Genomic DNA, 14,539 nt, shown 5'->3' with positions numbered 1-14,539 from the left:
GGGCGGAGCCCCGGGGGTGGCGTGAGGTGGGACACATTGGGGACACGGACGGCACAGGACCTTTGGCCGCTGCGGAGCCGTGGGGCGCACCTGAGACAATGAGGCACATGGCCTCTGATGTTCGCCCTCGTGTGCTCTCGGGTATCCAGCCCACCGCCGGCTCGTTCCACCTCGGCAACTACCTCGGCGCGGTCCGCCAGTGGGTGGCGCTCCAGGAGTCCCACGACGCCTTCTACATGGTCGTGGACCTGCACGCCATCACCGTGCCGCAGGACCCGAAGGAGCTGCGGGCCAACACCCGGCTCGCCGCCGCGCAGCTGCTCGCCGCGGGGCTCGACCCGGAGCGCTGCACGCTGTTCGTGCAGAGCCACGTGCCGGAGCACGCCCAGCTGGCCTGGGTCATGAACTGTCTCACCGGCTTCGGCGAGGCCAGCCGCATGACGCAGTTCAAGGACAAGTCCGCGAAGCAGGGCGCCGACCGGGCGAGTGTGGGCCTGTTCACGTACCCGGTCCTCCAGGTCGCCGACATCCTGCTGTACCAGGCCGACCAGGTGCCGGTCGGTGAGGACCAGCGCCAGCACATCGAGCTGACCCGCGACCTCGCCACCCGCTTCAACGGCCGCTTCGGCGACACGTTCACGCTCCCGGCGCCGTACATCCTCAAGGAGACGGCGAAGATCTACGACCTTCAGGACCCGTCGATCAAGATGAGCAAGTCGGCGTCCACGCCGAAGGGCCTCATCAACCTGCTGGACGAGCCGAAGACGACGGCGAAGAAGGTCAAGAGCGCGGTCACCGACACGGACACCGTGATCCGCTACGACGCGGAGAACAAGCCCGGCGTCAGCAACCTGCTCACCATCTACTCCACCCTCACCGGTGCCGGTATTCCGGAACTGGAGAAGAAGTACGAGGGCAAGATGTACGGTGCGCTGAAGACGGACCTGGCAGAGGTCATGGTGGACTTCGTGACACCGTTCCGGACCCGCACCCAGGAATACCTGGACGACCCCGAGACGCTGGACTCGATCCTGGCCAAGGGCGCGGAGAAGGCCCGGACCGTCGCGGCCGAGACCCTCGCCCAGGCGTACGAGAAGGTCGGCTTCCTGCCCGCCAAGCACTGAAGAAGCCCCCTGACCAGGGGGAACCGCTGCCCGCCACACGACGACAGGAGTATGACGTGGGGACCGTAACGATCGGTGTCTCGATCGCGGTCCCGGAGCCTCATGGCAGCCTGCTCCAGGAGCGGCGCACGGGCTTCGGCGACGCCCAGGCGCACGGCATTCCCACGCACATCACCCTGCTCCCACCGACCGAGGTGGCCGCCGACGACCTGGCGGCCATCGAGGCGCACCTGGAGGAGGTCGCGTCCGGCGGCCGCCCCTTCGCGATGCGGCTGTCCGGCACGGGCACCTTCCGCCCGCTGTCACCCGTCGTGTTCGTGCAGGTCGTCGAGGGCGCCGAGGCCTGCACCTGGCTCCAGAAGCAGGTGCGGGACGCGTCCGGGCCGGTCTCCCGCGAGCTCCAGTTCCCCTACCACCCGCACGTGACCGTGGCGCACGGCATCGACGAGGCGTCCATGGACCGCGCGTACGAGGAGCTCGCCGAGTACGAGGCGTCGTGGGCCTGCACCGGGTTCGCGCTCTACGAGCAGGGCGCGGACGGGATCTGGCGCAAGCTGCGCGACTTCGCCTTCGGCACGTCGGCGCTGCCCGCCCAGACCTCCGGCCGGACGACCCGCGGGCCCCGGCTGCCCGCCCGGTAGGACCCGCTCAGACCGGCAGCCGCCGGAACACGGGGCGCGGCACGTGCCGCAGCGCCGACATCACCACGCGCAGCGTCCCCGGCACCCACACCGTCTCCGACCGGCGCCGCAGCCCCGTCTCGATGGCCACCGCCACCGCCTCCGGCGTCGTGGCCAGCGGCGTCTCCGCCCTCCCGGCCGTCGCCCTCGACCGTACGAAGCCGGGGCGCACCACCATCACGTGCACGCCCGTGCCGTGCAGCGCGTCCCCGAGGCCCTGCGTGAACGCGTCGAGGCCCGCCTTGCTGGAGCCGTAGATGAAGTTGGCCCGGCGGGCCCGCTCACCGGCCACCGACGACAGCACGACGAGCGAGCCGTGGCCCTGGGACTGGAGCGCCCGCGCGCACACGAGGCTCGCGGAGACGGCGCCCGTGTAGTTGGTCTGGGCGACCCGCACCGCGGCCATCGGGTCGTCCTCGTCGCCGGCCTGGTCGCCGAGGATGCCGAAGGCCAGCAGCACCATGTCGATGTCGCCCTCGGTGAAGAGCTTGCCGAGCGTCTCCTCGTGCGCGGCGCTGTCCAGCGCGTCGAAGGCGACGGTGCGGGTGTCGGCGCCGAGCGCGCGCAGCGAGGCCGCGGCCTCGTCGAGCGCGGGGGAGGGGCGGCCCGCCAGCCACACCGTGCGGGTGCGCCGCGCGACGAGGCGGCGGGCGGTCGCGAGCGCGATCTGCGAGGTGCCGCCGAGGACGAGCAGGGACTGGGGGGTGCCGAAGGCGTCTTTCACCGAAGCTCCAGGAGAGGGGGGTGCGTGCGGGTCACAGGCCGAGGCGGCGCGACAGGTCCGAGCGGAAGACGCCCCGCGGGTCCCAGTGCGCCCGCAGCGCGCGGAAGTCGTCGAGGCGCGGGTACATGGCGGCGAGCAGCTCGGGGCGCAGCCGGGAGTCCTCGGCGAGGTGGACGCGCCCGCCGGCGGCGGCCACCTCCTCGTCCAACGCGTCGAGGAACGCGCCGAGTCCGGGCAGGTTCGCCGGGATGTCCAGCGCCAGCGTCCACCCCGGCATCGGGAACGACAGCCAGCCCGGGTCGCCCGCGCCGAAGCGCTTGAGCACGGCGAGGAAGGACGGGCAGCGGCGCGCGGAGATCCGGCGGACGATGCGGTGCAGCGCCTCCTCCTCGCCGTACCCGACGGCGAACTGGTACCGCACGAAGCCGCCGCGCCCGTACACGCGGTTCCAGTGCGGGACGCCGTCGAGGGGGTGGAGGAACGTGGCGAGCCTCTGGAGTTCGCCGGTGCGGTGCCGGGGCGCCAGGCGGTACCGGAGCTCGTTGAACAGGCCGGCGCTCGTGCGGCCGAGGAGCCCGTCCGGCAGGAACGAGGGCGGCGCGGGCAGGCGGCCCGGACGGAAGGCGAGCGGGGCCCTGCGGGCGCGCGCGGGCAGCGCGTCGAGCGGGGCGTGCTCGGCGCGCGTGAGCACCGCACGTCCCGTCGCGGGGCCGCGCGCGAGGAGGTCGATCCGGGCGGCCGAGTAGGGGTACCGGTCGTCGGTGGCGGTCAGCCGGGCCATCAGGTCGTCGAGGTCGGTGGCCCGCTCGGTGTCGACCGACATCAACGACGTCTGTACGCCCTGGAGTTGGACCGTCGCGGTCAGGACGACCCCGGTCAGGCCCATGCCGCCCGCCGTCGCGTCGAACAGTTCGCTGCCGCGCTCCACGAGCCGCACCTGCCCGTCGGCGGTGAGGAGTTCGAAGGCGGGGACGTGGCGGGCGAAGGAGCCGCGGACGTGGTGGTCGCTGCCGTGGACGTCGGCGCCGATCGCCCCGCCGACCGTGATGTGGCGCGTCCCCGGCACGACCGGCACGAACCAGCCGAGCGGCAGCAGCACCTCCATCAGGCGGTGCAGCGAGACACCCGCGTCGCACAGCACCGTGCCGGACGCGGCGTCGATGGCGTGGATCCGGTCGAGCCCGGTCATGTCGAGGACGGCCCCGCCCGCGTTCTGCGCCGCGTCCCCGTGGGCCCGGCCGAGTCCGCGCGGGATGCCGCCCCGGCGCCCCGGCGCGGCGCAGTCCCGGACGGCGGCGACCGTCTCCTCGTAGGAGCGGGGGCGGACCATGCGGGCCGCGGTGGGGGCGGTGCGACCCCAGCCGCTGACCGGTACGGACGGCGCGGGGACGGAGCCGGGAGGGGCGGTGTCCGTGAAGGGGTCGGCAACCATGGCCTCGACCGTATCGCCCGAAGGTGCGAAGTATGCCGTAAACGTACCGCTCCATCACCGAAACGGATGATTGACAGGCTTCGGTACCGCGCGGGGGTCCCGCCGTGAACACGGCGGGCGTGCTCGCAGCGTTCCGGGGAAAGCGAACCGTGGTCTTCCGCGCGCGTCGCCTTCGCCCGGAGCCCTACGACGAAGGCAGGCTGGGATCATGGATTGGCTGAAGAAACTCCCCGTCGTCGGGCCGCTGTTCGCCCGGCTGATGCGGACGCACGCCTGGCACGCCTACGAGCGCCTCGACGAGGTCCGCTGGTCACAGCTGGCCGCGGCGATGACGTTCATCAGCTTCCTCGCGCTGTTCCCCCTGCTCACCGTGGCCGCGGCGATCGCCGCCGGCACGATGGGGCCGGACCAGCAGAAGAAGCTGGAGGACACGCTCAGCGACCAAGTGCCGGGCATCTCCGAGCAGTTGGACATCGGCTCGCTCGTCGACAACGCGGGCACCATCGGGCTCGTCGCCGGTGCGCTGCTGCTGTTCACCGGTGTCGGCTGGGTCGGCTCGATGCGGCAGTGCCTGCGGGACGTGTGGGAGCTGCCCGACCCCGAAGAGAACCCGGTCATGCGCAAGCTGAAGGACGCCGGGATCCTCGTCGGGCTCGGTCTCGCCGGCATGGTGTCGCTCGGCGCCTCGGCCCTGGCCTCCACCGCCGTCGACTGGACGGCCGACCAGATCGGCATCGACAAGGGCGGCTGGGGCGGGCTGCTGCTCCAGATCGCCGCCTTCGGGATCGCCGTCCTCGCGGACTTCCTGATCCTGATGTACGTACTGGCCCTGCTGCCCGGCGTGCAGCCGGGACGCCGGGACCTGGTCACCGCGGCGCTGATGGGGGCGGCGGGCTTCGAGCTGCTGAAGGTGCTGCTCAGCGGCTATATGAAGGACGTGGCGGCGAAGAGCATGTACGGCGCGTTCGGCACGCCCGTGGCGCTGCTCATCTGGATCAACTTCACGGCGAAACTGCTGCTGTTCTGCGCCGCGTGGACCGCGACGGGCCGCAAGGGGCTGCGCAGGGCGGAGGAGGAGCGGGCCGAGATCGAGGAGGAGAAGGCCGAGCGTGAGGAGGAGAAGGCCGAGCGCGGCGAGACCCCCGCGCCGGGGGCCTGACCCGGCCTCTCACCTCCTGCCGCTCACCCCTTGCCGGTCCGCAGGGGCCACTTCTTGCGCACCACGAACATCGCGCCCGCGAGCACCACGAGCACCCCGCCCATGACGGCGAGCGCGATCCCGACGCCGCTGGACCCGCCGGAGGTGACCGCGGCGTGCGCGGCGGGTTTGGCGGGGCCGGAGTCGCCGGGGGCCGTGGACGCCGCGCCCGCCGGTGTCTTGCTCTTCGGCTGGACGAGGTGCCCGACGGGGGAGACCTTGCCGTCGGCCGCGAAGCCCCAGTCGAGGAGCCGCGCGGTCTCCTTGTAGACGGCCTGGCTCTCCTTGGCCTTCGGGTTCATCACGGTGACGAGCAGCACCCGGTCGCCGCGCTCGGCGACGCCGGTGAACGTGGCGCCCGCGTTGGTCGTGTTGCCGTTCTTCACGCCCGCGATGCCCTTGTACGCGGGCAGGCCCACGTCGCCGGTGAGCAGCCGGTTGGTGTTCTGGATCTCGAAGCGCTCGGTCGTCTTCCCCTTCTTCTGCTTCATGGGGAACTTCGCGTCGGGCGTCGCGGCGTACTCCCGGAAGTCCTTCTTCTGGAGCCCCGAGCGGGCGAACAGCGTCAGGTCGTACGCGGACGAGTACTGCCCCGGCATGTCGTAGCCGTCCGGGCTGACGACGTGGGTGTCACCGGCCTGGAGGTCCTCGGCGTGCGCCTGCATGTCCTCGACCGTCTGCGCGACGCCCTGGTTCATCGCGGACAGCACGTGCACGGCGTCGTTGCCGGACCGCAGGAAGACGCCCAGCCACAGGTCGTGCACGGAGTACGTGAAGCCCTCCTTGACGCCGACGAGGCTGGACCCGGCGCCCATCCCCGCCAGGTCCGACGGCACCACCTTGTGCGTCGTCGTCTTCGGGAACTTGGGGAGCACGGTGTCCGCGAACAGCATCTTCAGCGTCGAGGCGGGCGGCAGCCGCCAGTGCGCGTTGTGCGCGGCGAGCACCTCGCCCGACTCGGCGTCCGCGACGATCCACGACTTCGCCGTCACGTCCTTCGGCAGCACGGGAGCGTCGCCCTGAAGGTCGACCTGCGTACCGGCCTTGCCCAGTCGCGCGCCGCCCACGGTGGACATCGACGCGGGCGGTTTGTCGTTCTTGTCCGCGTCGGTCTTGTCCGCGGCGAGCGCCGGAACCGCGGCGGCGAACGACAGGACGGAGGCGGCGCACAACACGGCGGCCCTCTTGAAGTGCGGCGTCAGCCGCGCGGCGTGGGAGTCGGACACGCTGGTGAACGTACCTGCACCCGACCCGTAAGTCTCCACCGCTGCGTCCTGTGTCCGGTTCGACCCACCCCGGCGGCGGTGCGCGAGTCCGCGCGGCGATACTGAGGGCATGAAGCTCAGCCGCCCCGTGTCCTGGTTCCTGCTCGCCTTCGGGGTGTGGAGCTGGGTCATCTGGATCACTTTCGTCAAAAACCTCGTCAAGGACGGCAGCGGCCTCGCCTTCGACGACGCCGGGGATCCGACCGCGTACTTCTGGGTCCACCTGACGCTCGCCGTCGTCTCCTTCGTATTGGGGACGGTTGTCGGGGGCATCGGGTTGCGTTCCGTCCGCGTACTGCGTCGGACTTCATAGGCGACCGGGCAGATGGTCGTCGTCTTCGTACTGGTCGCCGCTGTCGTCCTCGCGGCGTTCGCAGGGTTGCACTACTACGCGTGGCGCCGCGTCGTGCGCGACACGACCGCCAAGGGCGGCTGGGGCAGGCGGCTCGGGACCGCGGTGTTCGTGGCCGGGCCCGTGCTGATGTTCGCGGCGCTGGCCGCGGAGCGCGGCGGGGCGCCGTTCGCGCTCCAACAGGTGCTGGCCTGGCCGGGGTTCCTGTGGATGGCGTTCGCGCTGTACCTGCTGCTCGCGCTGCTCGTGGGGGAGGTCGTACGGCCGCTGCTGCGGCGCTTCCTGGAGCGCAAGGAGCCGCACGCCGTCGCCGCGCAGGAGGCGCCGGTGCGGGTGCCGGTGCCCGAACTGCGGGAACTGGAACCGGTTCAGGGGCTCGCGCCCGCGCCCGCCGCCGCGCCCACCCGGCGGCTCGTGCTCGCCCGGACCGTCGGCGCCGCCGCGACCGTGGCGGCCGCGGGGATCGTGGGCACCGGCGCGTACGGCGTGCTGAACGGGCCGACGGTCAAACGGGTCACCGTGCCGCTCGCCAAACTCCCGCGCGCCGCCCACGGGTTCAGGATCGCCGTGGTCAGCGACGTCCACCTCGGGCCCGTGCTCGGCCGGGGCTTCGCCGACCGCGTCGTCGACACCATCAACGCCACCCAGCCCGACCTGATCGCGGTCGTCGGCGACCTCGTCGACGGGAGCGTGGAGCACCTCGCCCCCGCCGTCGCGCCGCTCGCGCGGCTGAGTGCGCGGCACGGCACGTACTTCGTCACCGGCAACCACGAGTACTTCTCCGGCGCCGAGCCGTGGGTGGAGCACGTGCGCGAACTCGGGCTGCGGCCGCTGGAGAACGCGCGCGTCGACATCGGCGCCTTCGACCTGGCGGGCGTCAACGACGTCACCGGGGAGAACTACGGCGACGGGCCCGACTACGCCAAGGCGCTCGGCGACCGCGACACCTCCCGCGCCGCCGTCCTCCTCGCCCACCAGCCCGTGATGATCCACGAGGCCGTGAAGCACGGTGTCGACCTCCAGCTGTCCGGGCACACCCACGGCGGCCAGCTGTGGCCGGGCAACTTCGTCGCGGGCGCGGCCAATCCGACGCTCGCCGGGCTCGACCGGTACGGCGACACCCAGCTGTACGTCAGCCGGGGCGCGGGCGCCTGGGGCCCGCCGGTGCGGGTGGGGGCGCCCTCCGACATCACCGTGGTGCAGCTGGCGTCGAAGCAGGCGTGAACTACCCCTTCCGGCGTCGGCCCGTCGGCCGCGCCCGGCGGCGCAGCGCCAGCAGGCCGCCGCCCGCGAGCGCGGCGAGGGCCGCGGAGCCGCCGAGCGCCCAGTCGTCGCCGTGGGCGCCGGTGGCGGTGCTCGCGGCGGGGCCCGCGCCCGCCACGTGCGGCGCGCGCGTCGCCGTCCTCGGCCGCTCGCTCAGCGGCGTGGCCAGCTTGCCCACCGGGCGCACCTTGCCTGCCGCAGCGAAGCCCCAGTCGAGCAGCGCGGCCGTCTCCTCGTACACCGCCTCGTAGCCGGACTTCGGGTGCATCACCGTGACCAGCAGGGTGCGGCCTTCGCGGGTGGCGGCGCCGGTGAAGGTGTTGCCCGCGTGCGAGGTGTAGCCGTTCTTGACGCCGATGAGGCCCTCGTACGCGGTGACGCCCTGCCCGGTGAGGAGGCGGTCGGTGTTCTGGATCTGGAACGTCTTGGAGCCGCCCGCGGGGAAGTCGGCGACCCTGGTGGCGCAGTAGCCGCGGAAGTCGTCGTTCTTCAGCCCGGCGCGGGCGAACAGCGTCAGGTCGTACGCGGAGGAGAGCTGGCCCTTGTGGTCGAAGCCGTCCGGGCTGACGACGTGGGTGTCGTTCGCCTGGAGGTCCTTCGCGCGGGCCTGCATCTGCGCGACGGTCCTCGCGACACCGCCGTTCATGTTCGCGAGGACGTGCACCGCGTCGTTCCCGGAGCGCAGGAACACGCCCTGCCACAGCTGGTGCACGCTGTACGTCGTCCCGGCCTGGATGCCGACGAGGCTGGAGCCGAACGGGATGTCGGCGAGGTCCTCGGCCGTCACCTTGTGCCTGAGCGCGCTGTCGAACTTCGGCAGCACGGTGTCCGCGAACAGCATCTTCAGCGTCGAGGCGGGCGGCAGCCTGCGGTGCGCCCGGTACGAGGCGAGCACCTCGCCGCTGTCGTTGTCGGCGACGAGCCAGGACTTCGCGGCGAGCTTCGGCAGCTTCGGAGCCCCGGCCCGGTACCGGACCTGGACGCCCGAGGCCGCTGAGGCGGACGGCGCGGGCAGGGCGAGGGCCGCGGCCGCGCCGGCCCCGATACCGAGGGCGGCACGGCGGCTGAACCGTGGAGAGGACGCTGAGGTGGTGCCGGGCATCCCGTGAACGTACAGGCCAAAAGGCAGGTAAAGACCAGCGGGTCCCTACGACAGGCGCCCCAGGTTGCGCGTCATCCCCGGCAGGAAGTCGATGAACAGCTCGTGCACCTCCAGGACGAGCGGCCGGAGCACCCGGAACCGCGCGAGCGCCACGCCCCGCGTCGTGAGCCGGGCGCCGCGCTCGGCGAGCCGGCGACTGCGCTCCCGCCCCTCGGAGCTGTCGAACACCCAGTACAGGACGAGGCCCATCTGGGACAGCCACATCAACTCCGGCAGGATCTCCGCCAGTTCGGCCGGCACCTTGCTCTTGGACCCGGCGAGCACCTCCCGGTGCACGTCGATCGCGGCCTCCCGGGCGTGCTCCGACTCGGCGGAGAACGGGCTGAGCGGGGAGTCCGGGTCCGCCGCGTTCTTGAAGAACTGCGCCGCGAACTCGTGGTACGGCTCCGCGATCTCCAGCCACACCCGCAGCACGCCCGCGAGCCGCGCCTGGAGATCGGTCTCCGTGTCGAGCACGGGCCGGACCGCCGCTCGGTGCTCCGCGGCGATCCGGTCGTAGAACCCCTGGATCAGGTGTTCCTTGCCCCCGAAGTAGTAGTACGCGTTGCCGACCGAGACCCCGGCCTCCTGGGCGATGGCCCGCATCGTGGTCCTGTCGTAGCCCCGCTCCCGGAACAGCCGCATCGCGGTCTCCAGGATGAGCGCCCGCGTCTGCTCGCTCTTCGCGGGCTTGTCGGGCCTGCCGGGCTTGTCCGCGCCCTTGTTCAGGGGGGCCTGCTTCGGGGGTTCGTCTGCTGCCACGGTCCCCGAGCCTAATCGGCGGCGCGGCAGCCGCTGTCGCAGGCGGCCGGTGCCCCACCGGTCCCGGGCGCCACGTGGTACCAGCCGCCGTTCGGGTCGTACGTCCAGCCGTCCTGGCGCCGGTACGCCCCGCCCCCGGCCCGCCGGCCCTGCTGCGACTCGCGGTACTTGGCGGCGCCGAGGACCACCTGCTTGGCGAACCGCATCCCGACGGGTGTCGCCATCCGGTGGGAGGTGGCCCGGTGCTCGCGCAGCGCCCACATGCACACGATCCAGGCGGCGGGGCCCCGGTAGAGCTGGCCGCCGTCCCCGATCACGGTGATGTCGGCGAGGGTCGCGGCGTGGTCGAGGCCCGGGTAGCGCCGCCGCGCCTCGTGCGAGCCCGCCGGGACGAACTCCAGCGGGACCAGCTGCCGCTGCCTGCCGAGCCAGCCGCGGACGAACGTGCACAGCGGGCACTCGGCGTCGTAGAGGACCGTGAGCCGGCGGACCGGGGCCACCCCCGTGGCACCCCGGGCCGCCGTGCTGTCGGCCGTCGCCACCGGTGTCACGCTCCGCTCACCGGCGCGGCCCAGCCCTGCGGCGGGACGGGCGGCTGCTGCTCGCGCTCCATGACGCCGCGCCGCCGGATCTTGTTGAGCACCCACACGTTGCCCAGGTGCATCACGCCGAGCACCAGCAGGACGACGCCGAGCTTCGTGGAGAGCGCCTCGAACACCTCGCGGGTGGTCGCGAGTTCGTCGTCGCCGCTCAGGTACAGGGCGACGAAGCCGAGGTTGACCAGGTAGAAGCCCACCACCAGCAGGTGGTTGACGGCGTCGGCGAGCTTCTCGTTGCCGTGCAGCACATCGGCGAGGAAGATCCGGCCGTTGCGGCTCAGCGTGCGGGCCACCCAGACGGTCAGCCCGATGCTGACGACGAGGTAGACGACGTATGCGACGACTGTGAGGTCCATGCCCCACCCTCCTTGAACGCGTTCAAAAACGCTGACGGTCATGAACGTAGACCTGTTTTTGAACATGTTCAAGCGAGAGTTGTCCTACGTGACGGGGGCCTCAAACGGAAGGGTCAACTCCGGGCCAGTTCGGGCCTTTTGAGGTAGTCCGTGAAGCCGATGACGTTGCCCCACGGGTCGGCGAACTCCACGACGTACCCGGTGGAGGTGGAGTACGGCGGGTCGAGGAGGTCGATGCCGCGGGCGCGCAGCGCGTCGGCCGTCGCGCGGGCGTCGGGGACCTCCAGCCACAGGCGCGCTGCGGGCCACGGGGGCGGTCTGTGGCCGAAGCCGTCCTCGGCCCGCAGCAGCAGTCCGGGCGTCTCCTTGCCGGCCGCCAGAAGCGCGATCCCGGCCTCGTCGACGCGGGCCTTCACGGGGAACCCGACGCGCTCGTAGAAGGCGACGGCCCCGGCCAGATCGCCGACGGGGAACAGGACGTTGTCGAACCCGAGGATCTCCAGCTCTTGTGACATAGCGGAAGATTAGCGATCAGGCGGCCAAAACAGACGAATGCCCCGCTCCGGAAAAGGAGCGGGGCATTCGCGGGGCCTTCTGCGGCCAGGACTCAGTAGCGGCGCGTGATCAGCGCACGCTTCACTTCCTGGATCGCCTTGGTGACCTCGATGCCACGCGGGCAGGCGTCCGTGCAGTTGAAGGTCGTGCGGCAGCGCCACACACCGTCACGGTCGTTGAGGATCTCCAGCCGCTGCTCCCCGGCCTCGTCGCGCGAGTCGAAGATGAAGCGGTGGGCGTTCACGATGGCGGCAGGACCGAAGTACTGGCCGTCGTTCCAGAACACCGGGCAGGACGACGTGCACGCGGCGCACAGGATGCACTTGGTGGTGTCGTCGAAGCGCGCCCGGTCCTCGTCGGACTGGTGGCGCTCACGCGTCGGCTCGTTGCCCGTCGTGACGAGGAACGGCATGACGTCGCGGTACGCCTGGAAGAACGGCTCCATGTCCACCACGAGGTCCTTGAGGACCGTGAGGCCCTTGATGGCCTCGACCGTGATGGGCTTCTCCGGGTTGATGTCCTTCAGCAGCGTCTTGCAGGCCAGACGGTTCTTGCCGTTGATCCGCATGGCGTCGGAGCCGCAGATGCCGTGCGCGCAGGAACGGCGGAACGTCAGCGTGCCGTCCTGCTCCCACTTGATCTTGTGCAGGGCGTCGAGGACACGCTCCTTGGGGTCCATCTCCAGCTGGAAGTCCTGCCAGCTGGCCTCGTCGGAGACCTCGGAGTTGAACCGCCGCACGCGCAGCGTGATCGTGATGTAGGGGGAGTCGCCGAAGCCCGGCTCGGGGGCTCCCGCGGCGTCCGCCTTTTCCATGGTCGGAGTAGCCATCAGTACTTACGCTCCATCGGCTGGTAGCGGGTCTGGACGACCGGCTTGTAGTCGAGACGGATGGACTCGGTGCCGTCGTCGCCGACCTCGCGGTACGCCATGGTGTGGCGCATGAAGTTGACGTCGTCGCGGTTCGGGAAGTCCTCGCGGTAGTGACCGCCGCGCGACTCCTTGCGGGCGAGGGCGGAGGTCGCCATGACCTCGGCGAGGTCGAGCAGGTTGCCCAGCTCGATGGCCTCAAGGAGGTCCGTGTTGAACCGCTTGCCCTTGTCCTGGACCGAGACGTTCTTGTAGCGCTCGCGCAGCTCGGCGATCTTCTCGACGGCCGTCTTGATCGTCTGCTCGGTGCGGAACACCATCACGTTGGCGTCCATGCACTCCTGGAGCTCGTTGCGGATCACCGAGACGCGCTCGGTGCCCGTCGCGTCGCGCAGGCGCTCGACGAGGTCCACGACCAGCTGGGCCGGGTTCTCCGGCAGCTCGACGAACTCGGTCTTGTGCGCGTACTCGGCGGCCGCGATGCCCGCACGACGCCCGAAGACGTTGATGTCGAGCAGCGAGTTGGTGCCGAGGCGGTTGGCGCCGTGCACGGAGACACAGGCGACCTCACCGGCGGCGTACAGGCCCGGGACGACGGTGGTGTTGTCCGCGAGGACCTCACCCTCGACGTTGGTCGGGATGCCGCCCATCGCGTAGTGCGCGGTCGGCTGGATCGGGATCGGGTCCGTGTAGGGCTCGATGCCGAGGTAGGTGCGCGCGAACTCGGTGATGTCCGGGAGCTTCGCGTCGAGCTGCTCCGGCGGGAGGTGCGTGAGGTCGAGGTAGACGTGGTCGCCCTCGGGACCGCAGCCGCGGCCCTCACGGATCTCCGTGTAGATGGAGCGGGACACGACGTCACGGGACGCGAGGTCCTTCATGACCGGCGCGTACTTCTCCATGAAGCGCTCGCCGTCCTTGTTGCGGAGGATGCCGCCCTCACCGCGGGCGCCCTCCGTAAGCAGGATGCCCATGCGCCAGATGCCGGTCGGGTGGAACTGGAAGAACTCCATGTCCTCCAGCGGGATCCCGCGCCGGTAGCACGCCGCCTGGCCGTCGCCGGTCAGGGTGTGCGCGTTCGACGTCACCTTGAAGAACTTGCCGGTGCCGCCGGAGGCGTAGATGACCGACTTCGCCTGGAAGACGTGGATCTCACCGGTCGCGAGCTCGTAGGCCACGACACCGGCGGACTTCTTGACGCCGTCCACCTCGACGATGAGCTGGTCCAGGACGTAGAACTCGTTGAAGAACTCGACGCCCTCCTTCACGCAGTTCTGGTACAGCGTCTGAAGGATCATGTGGCCCGTGCGGTCCGCGGCGTAGCAGGACCGGCGGACGGGCGCCTCACCGTGGTTGCGGGAGTGGCCGCCGAAGCGGCGCTGGTCGATGGTGCCGTTCGGGGTGCGGTTGAACGGCAGGCCCATCTTCTCCAGGTCGAGGACCGAGTCGATGGCCTCCTTCGCCAGGATCTCGGCGGCGTCCTGGTCGACCAGGTAGTCGCCGCCCTTGATCGTGTCGAAGGTGTGCCACTCCCAGTTGTCCTCCTCCACGTTGGCGAGCGCGGCGGCCATGCCGCCCTGCGCGGCGCCCGTGTGGGACCTGGTGGGGTAGAGCTTGGTCAGCACGGCGGTGCGGCTGCGCTTCGTCGACTCGATGGCCGCGCGCATGCCGGCGCCGCCCGCGCCGACGATGACGGTGTCGTACTTGTGAATCTTCACGGTTTCGCTCGCCTCGGCTTAACGGATGTTGGGGTCGAAGGTGAAGATCACCAGCGTGCCCAGGAGGACGGTGAAGACCGTCGCGGCGTACAGCAGGCCCTTCAGCCACATGCGGGTGGTGGGGCGCTCGGCGTAGTCGTTGATGACGGTACGCAGGCCGTTGGCGCCGTGCAGCATCGCGAGCCACAGCATCAGCAGGTCCCAGCCCTGCCAGAACGGGGACGCCCAGCGGCCCGCGACGAACGCGAAGCCGATCTTGGAGACGCCGCCGTCGAGGACGAGCTGGATCAGCAGGTGGCCGAGGACCAGGACGACGAGGACGACACCCGACAGGCGCATGAACAGCCAGGCGATCATCTCGAAGTTGCCGCGCGTGGAGCGCGGGGTCTTCGAGGTGCGCTTGCGCGGCGGCTCGATGTAGGGGGCCGGGTTGTCGACGTCGTAGAGCGAGACGCCCTCGACGGGACCGACGCCGGACTGAGCGGGGGTGGTGTCAGCGGACATG

16 protein-coding genes are annotated in these 14,539 nt (G+C 71.1%); 5 read left to right on the top strand and 11 right to left on the bottom strand.

Features of this window, described 5'->3' with window-relative positions:
- Positions 1 to 107: 107 nt before the first annotated feature.
- Positions 108 to 1,124 (top strand): tryptophan--tRNA ligase, encoded by a 1,017-nt coding sequence (gene trpS / locus ACYBSK_RS33240; RefSeq protein WP_457480972.1) that lies wholly within the window; start codon positions 108 to 110, stop codon positions 1,122 to 1,124.
- A 56-nt stretch (positions 1,125 to 1,180) separates the two neighbouring features.
- Positions 1,181 to 1,765, top strand: coding sequence for a 2'-5' RNA ligase family protein (locus ACYBSK_RS33235; protein ID WP_460244316.1), 585 nt, complete (start codon positions 1,181 to 1,183; stop codon positions 1,763 to 1,765).
- Positions 1,766 to 1,772: 7 nt separating this feature from the next.
- Here ACYBSK_RS33235 and ACYBSK_RS33230 read toward each other — a convergent pair whose 3' ends face one another.
- Together ACYBSK_RS33230 and ACYBSK_RS33225 are read right to left on the bottom strand one after the other, a co-directional pair.
- On the bottom strand, positions 1,773 to 2,528 hold the full coding sequence (locus ACYBSK_RS33230; RefSeq protein WP_457480970.1) for a decaprenylphospho-beta-D-erythro-pentofuranosid-2-ulose 2-reductase: 756 nt from the start codon (positions 2,526 to 2,528) through the stop codon (positions 1,773 to 1,775).
- A 31-nt stretch (positions 2,529 to 2,559) separates the two neighbouring features.
- Complete coding sequence (locus ACYBSK_RS33225) at positions 2,560 to 3,960, bottom strand: FAD-binding protein (RefSeq protein ID WP_460244315.1); 1,401 nt, start codon at positions 3,958 to 3,960, stop codon at positions 2,560 to 2,562.
- 208 nt (positions 3,961 to 4,168) lie between these two features.
- Here ACYBSK_RS33225 and ACYBSK_RS33220 point away from each other — a divergent pair, with 208 nt between their 5' ends.
- Positions 4,169 to 5,119, top strand: a complete 951-nt coding sequence (locus tag ACYBSK_RS33220) for a YihY/virulence factor BrkB family protein (RefSeq protein WP_457480968.1) — start codon at positions 4,169 to 4,171, stop codon at positions 5,117 to 5,119.
- 23 nt (positions 5,120 to 5,142) lie between these two features.
- On the opposite strand, the gene ACYBSK_RS33215 is transcribed toward ACYBSK_RS33220, so the two are convergent.
- Positions 5,143 to 6,384, bottom strand: coding sequence for a D-alanyl-D-alanine carboxypeptidase family protein (locus tag ACYBSK_RS33215; RefSeq protein WP_460244314.1), 1,242 nt, complete (start codon positions 6,382 to 6,384; stop codon positions 5,143 to 5,145).
- A 109-nt stretch (positions 6,385 to 6,493) separates the two neighbouring features.
- Between ACYBSK_RS33215 and ACYBSK_RS33210 the strand changes: the two genes are divergently transcribed.
- Together ACYBSK_RS33210 and ACYBSK_RS33205 are read left to right on the top strand one after the other, a co-directional pair.
- Positions 6,494 to 6,736, top strand: coding sequence for an SCO4848 family membrane protein (locus ACYBSK_RS33210; RefSeq protein WP_457480966.1), 243 nt, complete (start codon positions 6,494 to 6,496; stop codon positions 6,734 to 6,736).
- A gap of 12 nt (positions 6,737 to 6,748) precedes the next feature.
- The gene (locus tag ACYBSK_RS33205; protein WP_460244313.1) at positions 6,749 to 7,999 is read left to right on the top strand and encodes a metallophosphoesterase; all 1,251 of its coding nucleotides are present in this window, start codon (positions 6,749 to 6,751) and stop codon (positions 7,997 to 7,999) included.
- 1 nt (position 8,000) lies between these two features.
- Here ACYBSK_RS33205 and ACYBSK_RS33200 read toward each other — a convergent pair whose 3' ends face one another.
- From ACYBSK_RS33200 to ACYBSK_RS33165, 8 genes are all read right to left on the bottom strand, one after another.
- Positions 8,001 to 9,140, bottom strand: coding sequence for a D-alanyl-D-alanine carboxypeptidase family protein (locus tag ACYBSK_RS33200; protein ID WP_460244312.1), 1,140 nt, complete (start codon positions 9,138 to 9,140; stop codon positions 8,001 to 8,003).
- 45 nt (positions 9,141 to 9,185) lie between these two features.
- The gene (locus ACYBSK_RS33195) at positions 9,186 to 9,824 is read right to left on the bottom strand and encodes a TetR family transcriptional regulator (RefSeq protein ID WP_460247150.1); all 639 of its coding nucleotides are present in this window, start codon (positions 9,822 to 9,824) and stop codon (positions 9,186 to 9,188) included.
- 128 nt (positions 9,825 to 9,952) lie between these two features.
- Positions 9,953 to 10,492, bottom strand: a complete 540-nt coding sequence (locus tag ACYBSK_RS33190; protein WP_460244311.1) for a thiol-disulfide oxidoreductase DCC family protein — start codon at positions 10,490 to 10,492, stop codon at positions 9,953 to 9,955.
- Positions 10,489 to 10,896: a hypothetical protein gene (locus tag ACYBSK_RS33185; protein ID WP_457480962.1), complete on the bottom strand. Its 408-nt coding sequence runs from the start codon at positions 10,894 to 10,896 to the stop codon at positions 10,489 to 10,491. Before ACYBSK_RS33185 ends, ACYBSK_RS33190 begins: the two co-directional genes overlap by 4 nt.
- 113 nt (positions 10,897 to 11,009) lie before the next feature.
- A complete protein-coding gene (locus ACYBSK_RS33180) occupies positions 11,010 to 11,411 on the bottom strand; it encodes a VOC family protein (protein ID WP_460244310.1) in 402 nt (133 codons plus the stop codon).
- A 92-nt stretch (positions 11,412 to 11,503) separates the two neighbouring features.
- Positions 11,504 to 12,280 carry a succinate dehydrogenase iron-sulfur subunit gene (locus ACYBSK_RS33175; RefSeq protein WP_457480960.1) on the bottom strand — a complete coding sequence of 259 codons (777 nt, stop codon included), beginning with the start codon at positions 12,278 to 12,280 and terminating at the stop codon, positions 11,504 to 11,506.
- A complete protein-coding gene (gene sdhA, locus ACYBSK_RS33170) occupies positions 12,280 to 14,034 on the bottom strand; it encodes a succinate dehydrogenase flavoprotein subunit (protein ID WP_457480959.1) in 1,755 nt (584 codons plus the stop codon). The genes ACYBSK_RS33175 and sdhA overlap by 1 nt, the downstream gene beginning before the upstream one ends.
- A gap of 18 nt (positions 14,035 to 14,052) precedes the next feature.
- Entirely contained in the window at positions 14,053 to 14,538 is a 486-nt protein-coding gene (locus tag ACYBSK_RS33165; protein ID WP_457480958.1) for a succinate dehydrogenase hydrophobic membrane anchor subunit, read from the bottom strand.
- Position 14,539: the final 1 nt, after the last annotated feature.

Source organism: Streptomyces sp. BYX5S, assembly GCF_054724165.1.
Note: the sequence above shows the minus strand (reverse complement) of the source record. Positions and strands in the feature narration are given on the sequence as shown.